This is a genomic window from Paenibacillus sp. P4_E11 (assembly GCF_056401635.1).
Window position 1 is genome coordinate 61,743 of record NZ_JBFUIX010000001.1, and the last position, 15,743, is coordinate 77,485.

General features: G+C 52.9%; 11 protein-coding genes. 10 read left to right on the top strand and 1 reads right to left on the bottom strand.

All coding sequences use genetic code 11. From position 1 onward, the window contains the following. Positions 1-101: 101 nt before the first annotated feature. The 7 genes from AC1DWB_RS00235 to AC1DWB_RS00265 all read left to right on the top strand — a co-directional run bounded on the left by AC1DWB_RS00235 (position 102) and on the right by AC1DWB_RS00265 (position 9,439). Positions 102-2,477, top strand: coding sequence for a helix-turn-helix domain-containing protein (locus AC1DWB_RS00235; RefSeq protein WP_477539003.1), 2,376 nt, complete (start codon positions 102-104; stop codon positions 2,475-2,477). Positions 2,478-2,662: 185 nt separating this feature from the next. Continuing rightward, entirely contained in the window at positions 2,663-4,210 is a 1,548-nt protein-coding gene (locus tag AC1DWB_RS00240; protein ID WP_477539004.1) for an extracellular solute-binding protein, read from the top strand. Between the two features lie 108 nt (positions 4,211-4,318). After that, positions 4,319-5,236, top strand: coding sequence for an ABC transporter permease (locus AC1DWB_RS00245; RefSeq protein ID WP_477539005.1), 918 nt, complete (start codon positions 4,319-4,321; stop codon positions 5,234-5,236). Positions 5,237-5,249: 13 nt separating this feature from the next. After that, positions 5,250-6,140, top strand: a complete 891-nt coding sequence (locus AC1DWB_RS00250) for a carbohydrate ABC transporter permease (protein ID WP_477539006.1) — start codon at positions 5,250-5,252, stop codon at positions 6,138-6,140. A gap of 55 nt (positions 6,141-6,195) precedes the next feature. Continuing rightward, positions 6,196-7,098 (top strand): dihydrodipicolinate synthase family protein, encoded by a 903-nt coding sequence (locus tag AC1DWB_RS00255; protein WP_477539007.1) that lies wholly within the window; start codon positions 6,196-6,198, stop codon positions 7,096-7,098. Beyond that, a complete protein-coding gene (locus AC1DWB_RS00260) occupies positions 7,095-7,724 on the top strand; it encodes an SGNH/GDSL hydrolase family protein (protein WP_477539008.1) in 630 nt (209 codons plus the stop codon). Before AC1DWB_RS00255 ends, AC1DWB_RS00260 begins: the two co-directional genes overlap by 4 nt. 14 nt (positions 7,725-7,738) lie before the next feature. Further along, positions 7,739-9,439, top strand: coding sequence for a sialidase family protein (locus AC1DWB_RS00265; RefSeq protein ID WP_477539009.1), 1,701 nt, complete (start codon positions 7,739-7,741; stop codon positions 9,437-9,439). 221 nt (positions 9,440-9,660) lie between these two features. Here the strand turns inward: AC1DWB_RS00265 and AC1DWB_RS00270 are convergent, their stop codons facing one another. Then, the gene (locus AC1DWB_RS00270; RefSeq protein ID WP_477539010.1) at positions 9,661-10,563 is read right to left on the bottom strand and encodes a helix-turn-helix domain-containing protein; all 903 of its coding nucleotides are present in this window, start codon (positions 10,561-10,563) and stop codon (positions 9,661-9,663) included. Positions 10,564-10,700: 137 nt separating this feature from the next. Between AC1DWB_RS00270 and AC1DWB_RS00275 the strand changes: the two genes are divergently transcribed. The 3 genes from AC1DWB_RS00275 (at position 10,701) to AC1DWB_RS00285 (ending at position 15,739) form a co-directional block, all read left to right on the top strand. Further along, entirely contained in the window at positions 10,701-12,938 is a 2,238-nt protein-coding gene (locus tag AC1DWB_RS00275; RefSeq protein ID WP_477539011.1) for a family 78 glycoside hydrolase catalytic domain, read from the top strand. 255 nt (positions 12,939-13,193) lie between these two features. Beyond that, positions 13,194-14,774 (top strand): extracellular solute-binding protein, encoded by a 1,581-nt coding sequence (locus AC1DWB_RS00280; protein ID WP_477539012.1) that lies wholly within the window; start codon positions 13,194-13,196, stop codon positions 14,772-14,774. Between the two features lie 65 nt (positions 14,775-14,839). Beyond that, the gene (locus AC1DWB_RS00285; protein ID WP_477539013.1) at positions 14,840-15,739 is read left to right on the top strand and encodes an ABC transporter permease; all 900 of its coding nucleotides are present in this window, start codon (positions 14,840-14,842) and stop codon (positions 15,737-15,739) included. Positions 15,740-15,743 lie beyond the last annotated feature (4 nt).

Below are 15,743 nucleotides of genomic sequence, written 5' to 3' on the forward strand. Positions count from 1 at the left end.
GTATAATTACAACCATAATGTGTCAGAGTGTGACTCTCGTCTACACAAGCCGCCCTTTCAGGACAGAGAGGGCTTATTGTTCATAAAAGGAGTGGATGGTCATGATAGGCAAATGGCTCGCTACGGCAAGCAAACGTTATTTCTACATCAAGCTGTTTATCTATACGCTGCTAGTAGCCATTCTGCCTCTCCTGATCATTAGTCTCGTCCTATACCGCAATACGACATCGGTCATGCAGAACGAATTACGTACGGCTAATGAAATCTACCTGAAGCAGACGGTGGATTCGATGGAAATGATCGTGAAACAAATCGGGAACAGCTTCCAGCAGACGGTATTAAGCGGAGCGATCAAGGAATTCGAGACGTTTCCACTCGGCACGTACTACGAAGAACTGAAGGAGAATTATAAGGACGATGAGTTGCGCGTCCTTTATTTGTATTTGAGCAGCAAATCGAATGTCCGTTGGTACTTGGACAACTTGAAGCGGTCGAACGAGTTCATTCAATCCGTATATTTCTACGACAACACGAAGAAGATCTTCCTGACTGGGACCGCTCAATATGCATTCGACGAATTCTACGATACGGCATGGAGTCTATCCACGGAAGGGATTCACGCTTACCCCATGATCAGCGACGTACGAGCAGCCCGACAGCCGGATGGTTCCTACAAGCAAGTGCTGCCTGTCATTTATATGTCTTCGACACAGGACAATTACATCGTCATCAATCTGGACGCCGAAATGATCTATAGTAAACTTTTCAGAAAGTTCATTCGTGATGATGCGCATGCTTTCTTCGTCTTATCCGGCGTGGGGAGGCTCATGTTCTACGACCGACAATACCCAATCAGCGAAACGATGAGCAAAGATCCTGATCTGCTCCGAAACATTGCGGAGTACCCGCAGAAATCATTCGAATCCGAGGTGCTGGGCAAGCAGTTGCTCGTGACGAACATCACTTCGGAGCTGCTCGGTTGGACATTTATAAGCGCCACCTCTGTGGATGAGATATATGAAAGCGTAACCAACATTAAAAACTTGATCTGGCTGACCCTGCTGCTGCTCGTATCGGCAACCGGAGTGCTTGTCTTTATTACCTCACGCCACATTTATAACCCGATTCGGCATCTGTTGTCGTTTATCACGAATAAATACAGCGAAGGAAACGGTCCACCTCCGGGCAGCAAACCGTGGGGCGAGCTCAAGATGATCCGCAGCAGTCTGGAGGATGCTTATGACAAACAAACGAAGCTGCAAGTCCGGTTGAAGGAAAGTTTGCCTGCGTATAAAAAAATGTACATCCAATCGTTGCTTCGCCCTAATCGGTTTGCCCGGGAGGAAATGGCCGAACGGCTGCAATTCCTGGGCATTCGACTGGAGCAAGAGGACTTGGCCTTGATGGTCGTTACCGTTAAGGAAGGGGAGATCTTGGGTCTGGATGTCGGGCAAGAGAAGATGAACAAACTGCACGTAGAGGATTTGATCCAGGATCTGATCCCCCGGGATTGGAACCGGATCGTGATGGAAGTGGTCGAAGATCAGTTCGTGCTCATCATGAACGTCCATCCAGGTCAAATGGCGGACGTATTCGAAGTCGCGGAACGTATCGTGCGGGATAGCCAGTATGAGCTCGGCATCCCGTGTACGATCGGGATCGGGAATGTTTGCCCCAGCCTACAAGATTTGCCGAGGGCTTATGAGGAAGCGAAGGAAGCGCAGCGGTATCGCATCGTCACAGGTGACAGCGACATTATCTACATTCAAGACATCAGGCTGGAGAATAGTCCCCTGCTGAGCTACCCGAAGGACAAGGAAATCGCATTAAACAACTACATGATCAATGGAGAAACGGAGCAGGCCCGGCACATGTTCGCCGAATTCGTGAAGGACCTGAAAGCTCAACAAGGGAAAGTGGATTTTCGCCAAATGCAGCAGTCGTTCATCCGGTTGCTCGGCAGTATGGTGGAAACGGCTAGCGGTCTCAGGCTGGATATGGAGAAAATCCTCAAGCGGAACACGAACCTGTACGAAACGCTGCTGCAAATGAAAGAGCTGAAGGACATTGTCCTGTGGTTCCACAAGATGATTGAGGATTTCACAAGCTGCATCGGCAGCGCCTATGAGGAGAAGAACAACAAGTACGTGAAGCAGGCACTGCAGCTGATGGAACAGACGTTCAGCGACAACATCTCGCTCACCTCCATTGCCGATCGGCTGCAGCTGAGTCCATCTTACTTCAGCCGGATCTTCAAAGAGCACACCGGGCAATCGTTCTCGGAATATGTGACGATGACGCGAATCGAGTACAGCAAGAGGCTGCTCCTCGAATCCAACCTGCTAGTCAAAGAAATCGGCGAACGTACGGGTTACCATAAAACAAACTATTTCATTAAGGTGTTCAAGGAGTGCACAGGCCTTACGCCTGGAGAATACCGCAAGATGCACGGTACGGAGGATGCCGCTTTGGAATGAGGATGCTACTTCTATGCGATGGATAAGAAAACAGCATGAGTTGCATAACTTTGGCGTATCCCAACCGGCAGTAAAGGCGCTAGGATAAGGAAGTCAGCATACGTGCCCTGGTCGGCCGACTACGGACGCTGAAAATGAAACCGCTTAACTTGTGCAAACGAATTCAATAGGAGGGTTCGATCCAAATGAAGAAATGGGTGTCGGTTACAACCATTCTCAGCATGGCATCAATTGCAGCCATCGGCTGCTCGTCTTCGAGTCCTGCACCAGCCCCGGCTTCCAGCTCCCCCGCTCCTAGCGGAAGCGTCGCATCTGTGCCCAAAAAGATCGACAAGGTGTATGTGTATGCGAATGCAGGCAATATGCAAGCCGTTACGGACAGCAGCAAGCCCGAAGTAGTCGAAGAGGTGCGCAAAGCGATCATCGATAAAATCGGAATTGAAGTAATCCCGATCATCCCGCCCAAAGGCTCGGAGGCCGATAAGCTGAACATCCTGCTGGCCTCGAGCGAACCGCTCGATCTATTCCTAGGGTCCATGTCGCTTCACCAAGCCAAGGGGGCAGTCATGCCGCTGAACGAGCTGTTGGATAAGCACGGTCCGAATAGCAAGAAGCTCTGGCCAGCCGACTGGAAGGGCGGCTGGGAAGCGCTCACGACCAAGGACGGCAAAATCTGGGGGCTGCCGATCAACGCTCCTTCGACAGGGAGCACCGTGCTGCTGCGCGACGACTGGATGAAAAAGCTGAACCTCAAGATGCCGACGACGATCGACGAGCTGGAGGCCGTGCTCAAGGAATTCAAGGATAAGGACCCGGCCGGCAACGGCAAGACGATTCCGCTGCTTACGAATTTCAACGAACTGAACACCTCCCTGGCTGCAGGATTCATGGACGTCGGGTATGGCAACTGGGTCGATACGGACGGCAAAGTGAAACCGCCCGTGCTGAATCCAGGCTACAAAGACTTTATCGCGAAGATGTCGGACTGGTACAAGAAGGGTTACATCTACAGGGAGTCGTTCTCCATCGACATCAATGCCCAGATCGAGCTGGTGAAGCAAAACCGGGTAGCGGGCGCCGCGCATTGGCACTCCAGGGAGCTGGGGAATCAGTTCGCCTTGCAAGCGACTACTCCGGAAGCCAAGTATGAGGTGGCGGATCAACTGCGAGGGCCCAAAGGACTGATCTCGACGATGGGCGGAGCGAGCCCGACCGGCTGGATGATCAGCAAAAATTCGAAAAATCCGGAAGCGGCTATGAAATATATGAACTGGCTGCACTCGGACATCGAGAATTACATGCTGGCCTATTTCGGAATCGAGGGAAAAAACTGGAAGTGGGTTGACAAATCCAAGCTTGTGTACGAGAAGCTGAACCGCGACTACCTGGGCGACTTGATCGCCGCAACATCATTTGCCTACACGATTCAGTTCAGGGACACGAGCCCTCAGACCGCCCCGGCCTTTGAATACTACCAGAAATATTTGACCAACCCCAAGTTTGGGAGGAAAGTCGCCCTCTTCGACGTAGAGTACAAGTTTGATGCCAAGGCGATCTCCGATGCGATTCCGACGCTAAACGACATCAACCGGATGATTGAGCAAGAGACGATCAAGTTCCTGATGGGGGCCCGGCCGCTGTCCGAATACGACAGCTTCCTGCAGGAGCTTAACAAAGCGGGCCTGGATAAGTGGATTGCCGCCTACACGGCCGAGTACACCAAGAACAAATAATAGCGCGGGTAGGAGCCGGAGTCATACGATCAGCGGGCGGACGGCGAAGGCTCCGTCCGCTGGTACATTCGGGCTGTTCCGTCAGCCTAGAGGGGAGGGAAGCTACCGGTGCATACGCGAACACTGGGTTTGCTTAAGAAGAATCGACTGTACTACGCCCTGATCTTGCCCGGCATTGTGTATTTTCTGGTCTTCCATTACACGCCGATGTATGGACTGATCATTGCGTTCAAGGATGTCGCGCCTTTCGACGGACTAAGCGGGATATTTTCGGCGGAATGGGTCGGCTTGAAGCATTTCCGGAACTTTTTGGACTCCTACTATTTCTGGGACATTATGGGGAATACGCTCCTCATTAGCTTATATAGACTGCTGTTCGGCTTCCCGGCGCCCATCATTCTAGCCTTGCTGCTAAACGAGGTAGGAGGCCTAGCCTTCAAACGGACGGTGCAGACGATCTCCTACTTGCCGCACTTTCTGTCCATGGTGGTCGTCGCGGGGTTAGTTACGACCCTGCTGAAGACGGACGGCGGATTCGTTAACGATATTTTGCAGTACATGGGCTTCCATCCGATCTCGTTCCTAAGCAGCTCGGACTATTTTCGCCCAGTACTTGTCATCTCGGGCATTTGGAAGGAAGTCGGGTGGGGCATGATCATCTATTTGGCTGCCATCGCCGGGATTGACACGCAGCAGTACGAAGCCGCTAGAGTGGACGGAGCGGGACGGCTGCGCCAGATGTGGCATATTACACTGCCGGGCATGCGGCATATTATTGTCATCTTGTTCATCCTGTCCATCGGCGGGATTATGGATGCCGGATTCGAGCAGATCTTCCTGCTCTATTCCCCTCCGGTCTACGATGTAGCCGATATTCTCGATACGTATGTGTACCGCAAAGGGCTTGTCGACGTGCAGTATTCGTTCGCCGCCGCGGTAGGCTTATTCAAATCCGTGATTGCCGTTGTATTGATTCTAAGCGCGAATTACTTAGCCAAGAAATTCGATCAGGAAGGGATCTGGTAAGGGGTGATGACGCGTGGCTCGAAGTAAGCGTTCAACAGGGGAAACGGCCTTTCAACTATTCAACTACACGCTGTTGACCGTGCTGGCATTGTTGTTTGTCCTCCCCTTTCTGGCCGTCCTCTCCACATCGCTTGTAAGTGAGTCGGAATTGATGCGCAGAGGCAGCTTCATTCTCATTCCTGAGACTATCGATTTTGGGGCGTATCACGTGCTGCTGTCGCAAGGATCGATTCTTTACAATGCGTATGGGGTCACGATTACGAGGGTGGTCGTAGGCACGACGCTGAACTTAATCTTCACTGCGATGATGGCGTACGGCCTCTCCCGCAAAGCGCTCCCGGGCAAGACGGCGCTCATTATGTTCGTGTTTATTACGATGTTATTTCACGGTGGATTAATTCCGAATTACTTGCTGATGAAATATTTGCACCTGACGAATACGTTCTGGGTCATGATTGTCCCAGGGTTGATCAGCGCATGGAACATGCTGATTATGAAAAGCTTCTTCTCCCAGCTGCCGGATAGCCTGGAGGAGTCCGCTACGATTGACGGGGCAACGCCCCTGCGCATCCTGACTCATATCGTCTTTCCGCTCAGCCTGCCGACCTTCGCCACGATCGGATTGTTTTACGCTGTGGCGCACTGGAACGCCTGGTTCGATGCGGTCATCTACATCACGGATGTGAACAAGATGCCGGTACAGGTGCTGATGAGGAAGATCGTGCTGACGATGACCAGCCAGGATTTGAACGCCGAGCTCATGAGCGACTTGATGGCCAAGCCGACTCCGCAAAGCTTGAAGGGCGCGATGATCATCGTGACGACGCTGCCGATCCTGTGTGTGTACCCGTTTTTGCAGAAGCATTTTGTTAAGGGTGTTTTGACGGGCTCGTTAAAAGGTTGAGGGACCGTTCCTATAGGGTCCAATTAAGGTCCAATACAAATCAGGGAGTGTGCACATGAAGGTAGATCGAGAGAGGGTTAAACAGTATGTGTCCGGACCGATTGCTTCGGTCAGTACCCCCTTCACCCGGGAGGGCGACATTGATTACAAGGCGCTGCGGAATGTGGTTGAATTCATTATTGCGGCGGACAGTGGAACGATTCTGCTCACTTACGGGGACAGCTTGTACAGTATCTTGACGGACGCCGAGATTGCCGAAGTGACCCGTGTCGTAGTGGAGCAGAATGCAGGCCGGAAGCTAGTCGTTGCCGCAGGAAACTGGTGGACCGGCGAGTCGATCCGCTTCGCCGGGTATTGCCAATCTATCGGGGTAGATCTGTACATGCCGCTTGCGCCGCACTGGGCCGGTTCCAGCACGACCCAGACCCTGGTCGAGCACTTCACACAAATCGCCAAGGTGATGCCGGTGATGGTCGTCACGGCTCTGGCGCCGGGCGTAGGCGTTCCACTTGCGGCGATCAAGACACTGGTTGAACAGGACAATGGGATCTTGGCCGTGAAGGACGATATAGCCGGAGGTTATGGGCGCCGGTTGGCTAGTCTGGTGGAAGGGCGTTGGTCGTTCTTGTCCGGCGGGCGCAAGGAAAATCACCTGGATGCGCTGCCCTACGGAGCGGACGCCTACTTATCGATCTATATGCGCTTCATGCCGGAGATCGCCCATCGCTACTGGGCGGCCGTGCAGGCGGGCGATATCCGGGAAGCGGTGGCGATCATCAATACGTATGACATTCCGTTCATGGACTTCGTAGCGAGTGTCGGAGCGGATTTCGATGCGGTCATTCACGGGGCGATGGAACTGTACGGGGTGGCGGAGCGGTGGCGCCGACTGCCGTATAACAACTTGACGGAGGAGCAGATGGACAAGCTGAAAGCTTTCTTAGATGCACGGCCATGATGAAGACCATCGAGAAATTGCAGCGCGGCGAGCACGCCTTCATCGTCTGCATCGGAGATTCGATCACCGAGCAAAACTATCACCTCTATGGGAAATTGAACTATGTCGGCCAGCTGACCGAACGGCTGATGGAATGGTCAGGCCGCAAGTCCCGTGTGCTGAATGCCGGTTCCAGCGGCGACACATCCTGGGGCGTATTAGACCGATTGGAGCGGGATGCCTTGCGGTTCACCCCCGACCTGGTTACCGTCATGCTCGGCATCAACGATTCCCAGCGGGGCATGGAGCAACTGCCGGCATTCAAGCGTAACCTGGAGACTATTATTAGCCAGATCCGCGATACGGGGAGCGAAGTACTGCTGCTGTCGCAGAATAGGCTGGACTACGGAATCAACGAAGATGCCGTTACGGCGCGAGTCTGCTATCCCTTCTACGCGGAAGCCTTCCGTGAAGTGGCCCAGGCTGAACAGGCGCCTCTATGCGATATCTACCAGGCCTGGGGCGACCACATCGGCGGGAGCTTGGGCACGCATCTTATGCACATGAACGACGGCCTCCACCCCAATGATCGCGGGCACAACTTCATGGCCAAGGTGTTGTTCGACTATTTACAAATTCCGAACTAGGAGGCCCATCCCCTATGAATACGCTCAAGATCAACTCGGCGGTTGCCGAATGGCTATACGAGGACAGCAACTACAATATCGGTCCGGTCCTCGTCCTGCGGGACGGCAGTCTGTTCACGATCATGTGCACGACCAAAAGAAGCCTGAAGCCGCTCGATCGTGCGGTCAGCTCGCATTATGTGATGGGGAGACAATCGGTAGACGGCGGACGCACGTGGTCCAGGCCGGAGACGATCATAGAGTTCCCTCCGCAGCCGGGCTGGATCTGCGGGACGCATTTGCTGCAGAGCCGCGAAGGGACTATGCACATCTTCTCGATCCGCATTCACCGCTATGATTGGGAGAATAGCGATTTCCAAGGCGATATCCTACACACGCGTATGGACGACATCCATGGGACGAACGCCGTGACGCAGAAGGTGGACTGTCTGGACCGCTATACCGGGGCCATCAACAGCCTGCTGCAGACCGCAAGCGGACGCCTCGTCGTGCCATTCTCGACGCTGATCCCCCGCGAGGATGGGGTCCACTGGCATTTCGTGTGCAGCACGATCTACTCCGACGACGAGGGGCGGACGTGGCACGCTTCCAATGATCTCGCTGTATCCGACGGGGAGACGCATCTGGAATCCGGTGCGATAGAGCCCATCGTGCACGAGCTGGACGACGGGCGGGTGCTGATGCTCATTCGTACTACGCTGGGGCGCTTCTACTACGCGTTATCTGCCGATGGTGGAGCGACGTGGGGAGCCGTGAAGCGGACCCCCTTCCTCTCTTCGAATTCCCCTACCTCGCTGGTGAGTCTGGAGAATGGCGATCTGGTGAAGATCTGGAACCATTGCGACGGGTATCCGCTGCATGATGTGATCAGCTACGCTCGCCAAGTACTGCATGCAGCAGTGTCCGAGGACGGCGGCCAGACGTGGAGCGGGTATCGCGAGATCGTACGAAGACGGCCGGACGATCCGGCGAATACCCACATCTGCTACCCGTTCCCGACTGCACTTGGCGGCGACGAGGTGCTCGTGAAGTATTTCACGGTGCAGAGCAAGGACGGTGAGACGTGGGCCGAGCCTTATGCCAAGCTCATCCGCTTCTCCGCTTCGTTCCTGAAGGAGCGGACGCGCGTGGAGGATTTCCGCGGCGGCCTCGACGCTTGGAGTACGGGCGGGCGCGTCACGCTGGAGACGGACGCTCTTGCCGGGAGCACGATTGCAGGCGACTCTGGCAAGGCCGGAGTTCCGGTGATGCAAATAGCAGCGGGCCGCGGCGAGACAGCGGTGGCGAGCTGGAATTTCCCGTATGCCAGTGCGGGAAGTTTGAAGCTGCGATTGCAGCCGCTGGGTGCGGCCAGGATCAAGCTGGTGCTTAGCGAGCGGTACCTCGATCCGCATCACTTTACTTGCGGCGAAGAGGCTGTGCAGCAGATGAAGGAAGCTGTCTTAACGGCGTGCGCCTTGATCGAATGGCAAGGGGCCGCAGGGGCCGGGACCGAGTTGGAGTTGACTTGGCAGCGCGGGCAGGACCGCATGGAGCTGCACTTCCGCGGGACAGGGGAAGCGCAAGTCGCGGTGAATGGCGATGCGGGCGGCTATAGCTATTTGACGGTTTGGCTGGAGGCGGCTGAGGAGGCCGAGGAACAGTTGCTGTTGGTGGACCGGGTGGAAGCCGAGTCGCACCAAGGCGGCCAATTCCAGCTGGGCACGGCGGAGTAGAGGGCACACAACTTAACTCAACTACCAAGGACCCGGCCGCTGGCCGGGTTTTCTCATGTAAGTTCATTAAACAAGAACGGATCTGTGGGCAACTTGTTGTTTCTTTATGCGATATCCACAACTATACACAATTTTATCCACAACCTTTGGCTATTTATCCACTTTCATTTTCTTTTTACACACAATTCATCCACAGCTATTGATAACTTTCAATGACCGCTCTACTCTACATCCGGATACGGATTCAATACCTGCATGCGATACTGTCTTGGGGTCAGCTGACAGCGCTGTTTGAAAACCCGATTGAAAAAGCTGATATCGTTAAAGCCGATCTCCAGCGCAATCTCCGAGATGGGCCAGTCCGTCTGTTGCAGCAGCTGTTTGGCTATTCCAATCCGCACTTCATTGCGGTATTCAAGCAGAGTAAGTCCGGTATGTGCTTTGAATTTGTGACGCAGCCCGGACTCGCTCATGCCGCACATCTGGCCCAGCTTCTCCAGCGTAACGGATTGATCATAATTCGCATGTACGAAACGGGTGACCTGTTCCATCAGCTCCTGCTCGGAAGCTTCTCTAGTCATGCGCATTTGCTCACGATGCAAATAACAGCGGCTCAGATGGATGAAACATTCCATCAGCTTCGTCTTCAGCAGCACCTTGTAGCCATGTTCCTTTCCCTCGTATTCTACCGCCATCTGGTCTATTAACAGCTGCAGCGAAATACGTTCGTTAGGAAGTAAGCGGAGGTGGGATGGGTAAGGAGACGAGGCGCGCAGAAATGGTTCCAAAAAATAAAATTGAACGAACGTAGACTCCTTAGCCAGAATCCCCAGCTCTTTGGCGAAAAAAGTCGGATGAAACAAAATATTATGGATTTGCAAACACTCCTGGGGTCCTACGTGGTAAGCGTGAACGGCCTCCGGCTCAATAATCAACACATCTCCGGCTGCTATTGCATACGTCTTCCCCTGATATTCATGTTTGCCTGTTCCATTAAAAATATAAACAAATTCCACGAACTCATGGCAATGCGGATCGACTGTACGGTTCTGAATGGTGTGTGTGAAAACATGGAACAACAAATCGTCCTGCTTCATAAAATCTGCATTCTCATAGCGTTGCACTGTTCTTCCCCTCCGCTAGCGGATCAACCCATTATTTTAACCGTATCCTTCAAGAATTGCGGCGCATTTTCCCTTAGTATAAAGTCAGGTGTTGTAAAAATAAAGCAGACAAGGCGTCTGCTATGGAGGTTAACGAATTGAATTCAAAGCAATGGTCCGCCAAATGGATTACCCATCCGTCGTTCGCAGCACTCACACCACTCCATCTGCTAAAGAAGGAGTTGGAGCCCCGTAAGGCACTCGCGCATGATCCCAACCTTCGCAACTTGCATATGCTAATTCGCCGAAAAGTCCATATCTCTTCTGATCCCGTTAATGGACTGTGGCTGAATATAACTGCTGACGATTATTACAAGCTGTATGTGAATGGCCAGTTGATTGCACAAGGACCGGCACAGGGCTACCCGTTCCGTTATTACTATAATCGATTTGATCTAGCAAACGTGCTTGTGCCAGGCGACAACATAATAGCTGTACATGTGTATTATCAAGGGTTAGTGAACCGGGCATTTTCCAGCGGAGATTATAGGCAAGGACTTCTTGCCGAACTGGTGAATGATGCTGGCGAGGTGCTGGCTGCTACGGATTCCAACTGGAGGTTCACGGAGGCTGAACAGTACGGGGGTCCATTCGCTCCCACAGTAGGGTATGAGACTCAATTCCTGGAGTCCATTGACGCACGCAAGCAGCTCATCGGCTGGCAGCAGCTGGATTATGATGATTCTGATTGGAGAACGGTAACCGAACGATTGGATGCGGATCATCAGCTTGTATTGCAGCCTACGCCGACTGTGGAAGTTTACCGCGTGCGGCCTGCCCAAGTGATTCGACGTGAGGCAGATCGTTATTGGATTGATTTTGGTCAAGAGATTACAGGTAGTTTCACTATGCGAGCCAAAGGGTATGCAGGGGAACAAATTGAGATTCGATGCGGCGAAGAGCTCAAAGAAGAGGGCAAGCTGGATGTAAGAGATGAATTGAGATGCAACTGCATCTATCGGGAAACCTGGACTTTATCCGGCAGGGATGAAGGGGACGAGCTGGAATACTATGACTACAAAGCGTTCCGTTATGTAGAAGTGTTAGGTTCAGAAGCAGCCGTGCAGCCGGATAGCTTCGCTGCAATTGTGCGGCACCATCCGTTCGATGGGAGCTCCTGCACGTTCTCATCGAGTGATGATACGCTTAATCAGGTATGGGCGATATGCAAGAACGGCGTTCAATACGCCACGCAGGAGCACTACACCGATTGTCCATCACGGGAGAAGGGCCAATATCTCGGAGATAATACCGTAACCGCTCTCTCCCACTTGTATTTGACAGGCGACCTGGACATGTATCGCAAAGCATTGGAGGATTTCGCCGCCAGCACCGTTATATGCGAAGGAATGATGGCGGTATCCCCCGGTAATTTCATGCAGGAGATTGCCGACTACTCGCTGCAATGGCCTCAACAGCTGCTGGATTATTATCGCCATAGCGGGGACCTCGGTTTTCTCAGGGAGATGGCTCCTGTTTCAGAAGGGATTATGCGGTATTTCGCTGATTATCAGCGTGATGACGGCTTGTTGGTGGAGGTGGGCGACAAATGGAATCTGGTCGATTGGCCTACCAACCAGAGGGATGGCTACGACTTTGAGCTGAGCAAGCCGATTGCCGCCGGATGTCACAATGTAATCAATGCGTTCTATTACGGCGCATTGTGTGCGAATGATGAAATCAGAGCCATTCTCGGACAAACACCGCGTCCGGCAGAAAGGCAGCGTGTGCTTGCGGCGTTCCAGAATGCTTTCTGGCGGCCTGATACAGGGCTATTCGCGGATGCAGAGCACTCGGATCACTGCTCTTTGCACGCTAATACGCTGCCTTTGCTCTTTCACATGATCCCTGTAGACAGCGTGAGCAACAACGTCATCTCCTTCCTGAAGCAGAAGCGGTTATGCTGCGGGGTATACTTCTCGTTCTTCTACCTGAAGGCGCTGGCTCAGGCTGGTGAACAGCAATTCGCCTACTCCTTGCTAGTAACAGAAGAACGTCATGACCTGCAGGGACCGGACGGCCCAGTGACCATTCACGGCTACTGGACCCAGATGCTCAGCGAAGGCGCCACCACCTGCTTCGAGAGCTGGTCCAAGGAACTGAAGTGGAATACCAGCCTCTGTCATCCCTGGGCCAGCTCCCCGATCCCCGTGCTGATTGAGGATATCCTTGGCCTTCGTCCGAATGTCGCTGGTTGGGCAGAGTCAGGTGGTTATACGATCCACTCTGCCGTTGCTCCCAACGTTCCGGATCTCGAGCTCTCGTTCCAGACCTTAGCCGGACGTGTCCATGTTCAGGTGAAAAGCGGCGAGACTAATGTTACGGTTACGAAATAGAAATCCCGCATAATTCGTGAATAGAGCCACCCAATCCCTTTTACATAGGCTTTGGGTGGTTTTTCACGTTCCCCTTCATACCTTCGGTAAAAGATTGGAAATACTTGCTAGTTAATCTTGCTGCCTATTTTTAAAAAATCTCATAGGCTCGCTGGAATATGACATAGGAAACGATTTGGGCTGAAGCTATACTAAGGATAAGTCGAAGGGCCCTCGATTGAAAGCGCATTCACGCGAAATGAAAGGGGTATTCTTTTGAAAAAGAAGATCGCAATACTCGCTGTAACGTCTGTCTTCGCTGCCATAACAGTATTATCCGGCTGCGGAAAATCGGATGTGAAGAAGGAAGAAGGCGCGGCACCAACCACAACGAACAAAAAGATCCACATCCTGCTGTCCCATGCCGAGGCGGCTTATGCCAAACAAGCGAAGGATGACGATCCGTACATCAAGCAGCTCAGCAAGCTCTCGGGGTACGACCTAAAGTTCGAATTCCTCGGACATGCGGACTACTCTCAACAGCTGTCACTGCGGTTCGCCTCCGGTGAGCTGGGGGATTTGATCCGTACGCCAGAAATTAATTCCACCATCCATACCGGTGCTGTGGATCAGGGTGTCTTCCTCGATCTGAAGCCGCTCATCGACAAGTACGGCCCGAATCTCAAGAAGAAGATTCCGGAGACCGCCTGGAATTCACCACGGGTATCGAAGGACGGCAAAATCTATGGCATTCCCGTCTTAAGTGGAGTGCCAGCCGACCGTACCGTCTTCATCCGCCAGGACTGGCTCGACAAGCTGAAGCTGGGCACGCCCAAAACGATCGACGATTATTTGAAATACTTCGAGCTGGTCAAGAAGGAAGACATGAACGGCAACGGCGATCCAAATGACGAATACGGCATCGGCATGTTCGATGGTCTCGGTTGGACTGATATATTCAGCTCCGCATTCGGTGTGAACCCGGGCTTGTACAATATGCGCAACGGGCAGCTTACGCCAGACATGATCGATCCGAAGATGAAGGATGTGATCTCCTTCTACAAGAAGCTGTACGACAACGGTTATGTGAATCCGAACCTGTTCACGCGCAAGGAAGCCGAGCATAACGCCGCCATTGCCAAGGGGGAGATTGGCTCTTGGGGAGCTGCCGTGTACCAATATACAGCCGGGTATAACGCGGAAGGCGCGAAGAAAACATTCGTCAACCAATCGTCAGCAGCCGTCAGCATGAATGCGCCGCCGAAGGGACCGGACGGCAAGAGCGGGCTCGGTGCGCAGAATGATGGCATCTACTTCGTCTGGGTCATTCCGAGCAAGACCAAGAATCCCGAGGAGCTGATCAAGTTTCTAGATTGGGCCTGGAGCGATCAGGCGGCAGACCAATTTTTTGCCTACGGCATCAAAGGCCAGAATTACACGGAAGAGAACAATAAGGTCAAATACGATATGGCGGCCAGTATAAACGCGGACAAGAATACGTTCCAAATGTATCAGCTGTCGCTGAACGTCCGGGAGATCGGCTTCGCGTCGCCACTTGTGCTGAAGGCCATGCCGGATGCGGACGTGATGATCAAGGGTTATGAGCAGGCCCAAGCCAATCTCATTAAACATGACGGCCTATACATGCCTAGATTGAAATCACTCGATGGCAAGCCCGAGTTGGCTATAGGCTTCACAACCGGCAATCTGTTCACTGACATGTTCGCCAAAGTGGTAACGGGTACCGAGCCGGTCGATGCCGCCTTCGACAAGTTCGTTGCGGAATGGAAGAAACGCGGAGGAGACGCCGTGACCAAGGAAGCGACGGACTGGTACAATACGTTCCATAAGAAATAAGCAGAATCACGGTGAAACGGCGCCGCCGGCGCCGTTTGCCGTTCTGATGACAGGAGGAGCCGCCATTGCGCAAACACATTTACTCCAAAGACGCCTTACAAGTGCTTCTTATCGCCCTGCCGGGACTGATCGCCCTCTTCCTGTTCAAATATATCCCGCTTGCAGGGAATGTAATTGCCTTCAAAAATTACAATCTGTTTCAAGGTATTTGGCAGAGCGAGTGGATCGGCTTGGATCATTTCCACCGCATGTTCGCTTTTGAAGATTTCGGCAAAATTTTTTGGAATTCCATCCGGCTAGGGCTGTACTCCATCCTCTTCGGCTTCCCGGCTCCGCTGTTGCTGGCCTTGCTACTGAACGAAATGCGCGTGGCCTGGTTCAAGCGCTCCGTGCAGACGCTGTTATATTTGCCGCACTTCCTCTCCTGGGTTATCGTAGGAGGTATTTTTTTCAATCTGCTGGATCTCAAAGGATTCATGAATAAACTGCTGGACAATTGGAGCATCGCGCCCATTGATTTCATCGGCAATTCACACACCTTTATCGGTACGATTATTGCGATCGGGATTTGGAAGGAAGTCGGCTGGGGGATGATCATTTATTTGGCCGCCCTGTCCGGGGTGAATCCGAATCTGTACGAAGCCGCTATGGTAGACGGGGCTAGCCGTTGGAAACAAATGTGGCATATTTCCTTGCCCTCGATCATGCCGGCCATTGTCGTGCTGCTGCTGCTGCGCGTCGGCAATCTACTGGATGCCAACATCGAGCAGATGCTGATCTTCCTCAATCCGCTCGTCCGGGATGTGGGTGAAGTATTCGACACCTATATATATCGCGTCGGTCTCCTCGGCAGCCAGTTCAGCTACACGACTGCTATCGGCATATTCAAATCGGTCATCGGCTTGATTCTGATCGTCGGTGTCAACATGCTCAGCAAACGAACTACAGGTGAAAGCATCTACTGAAGAA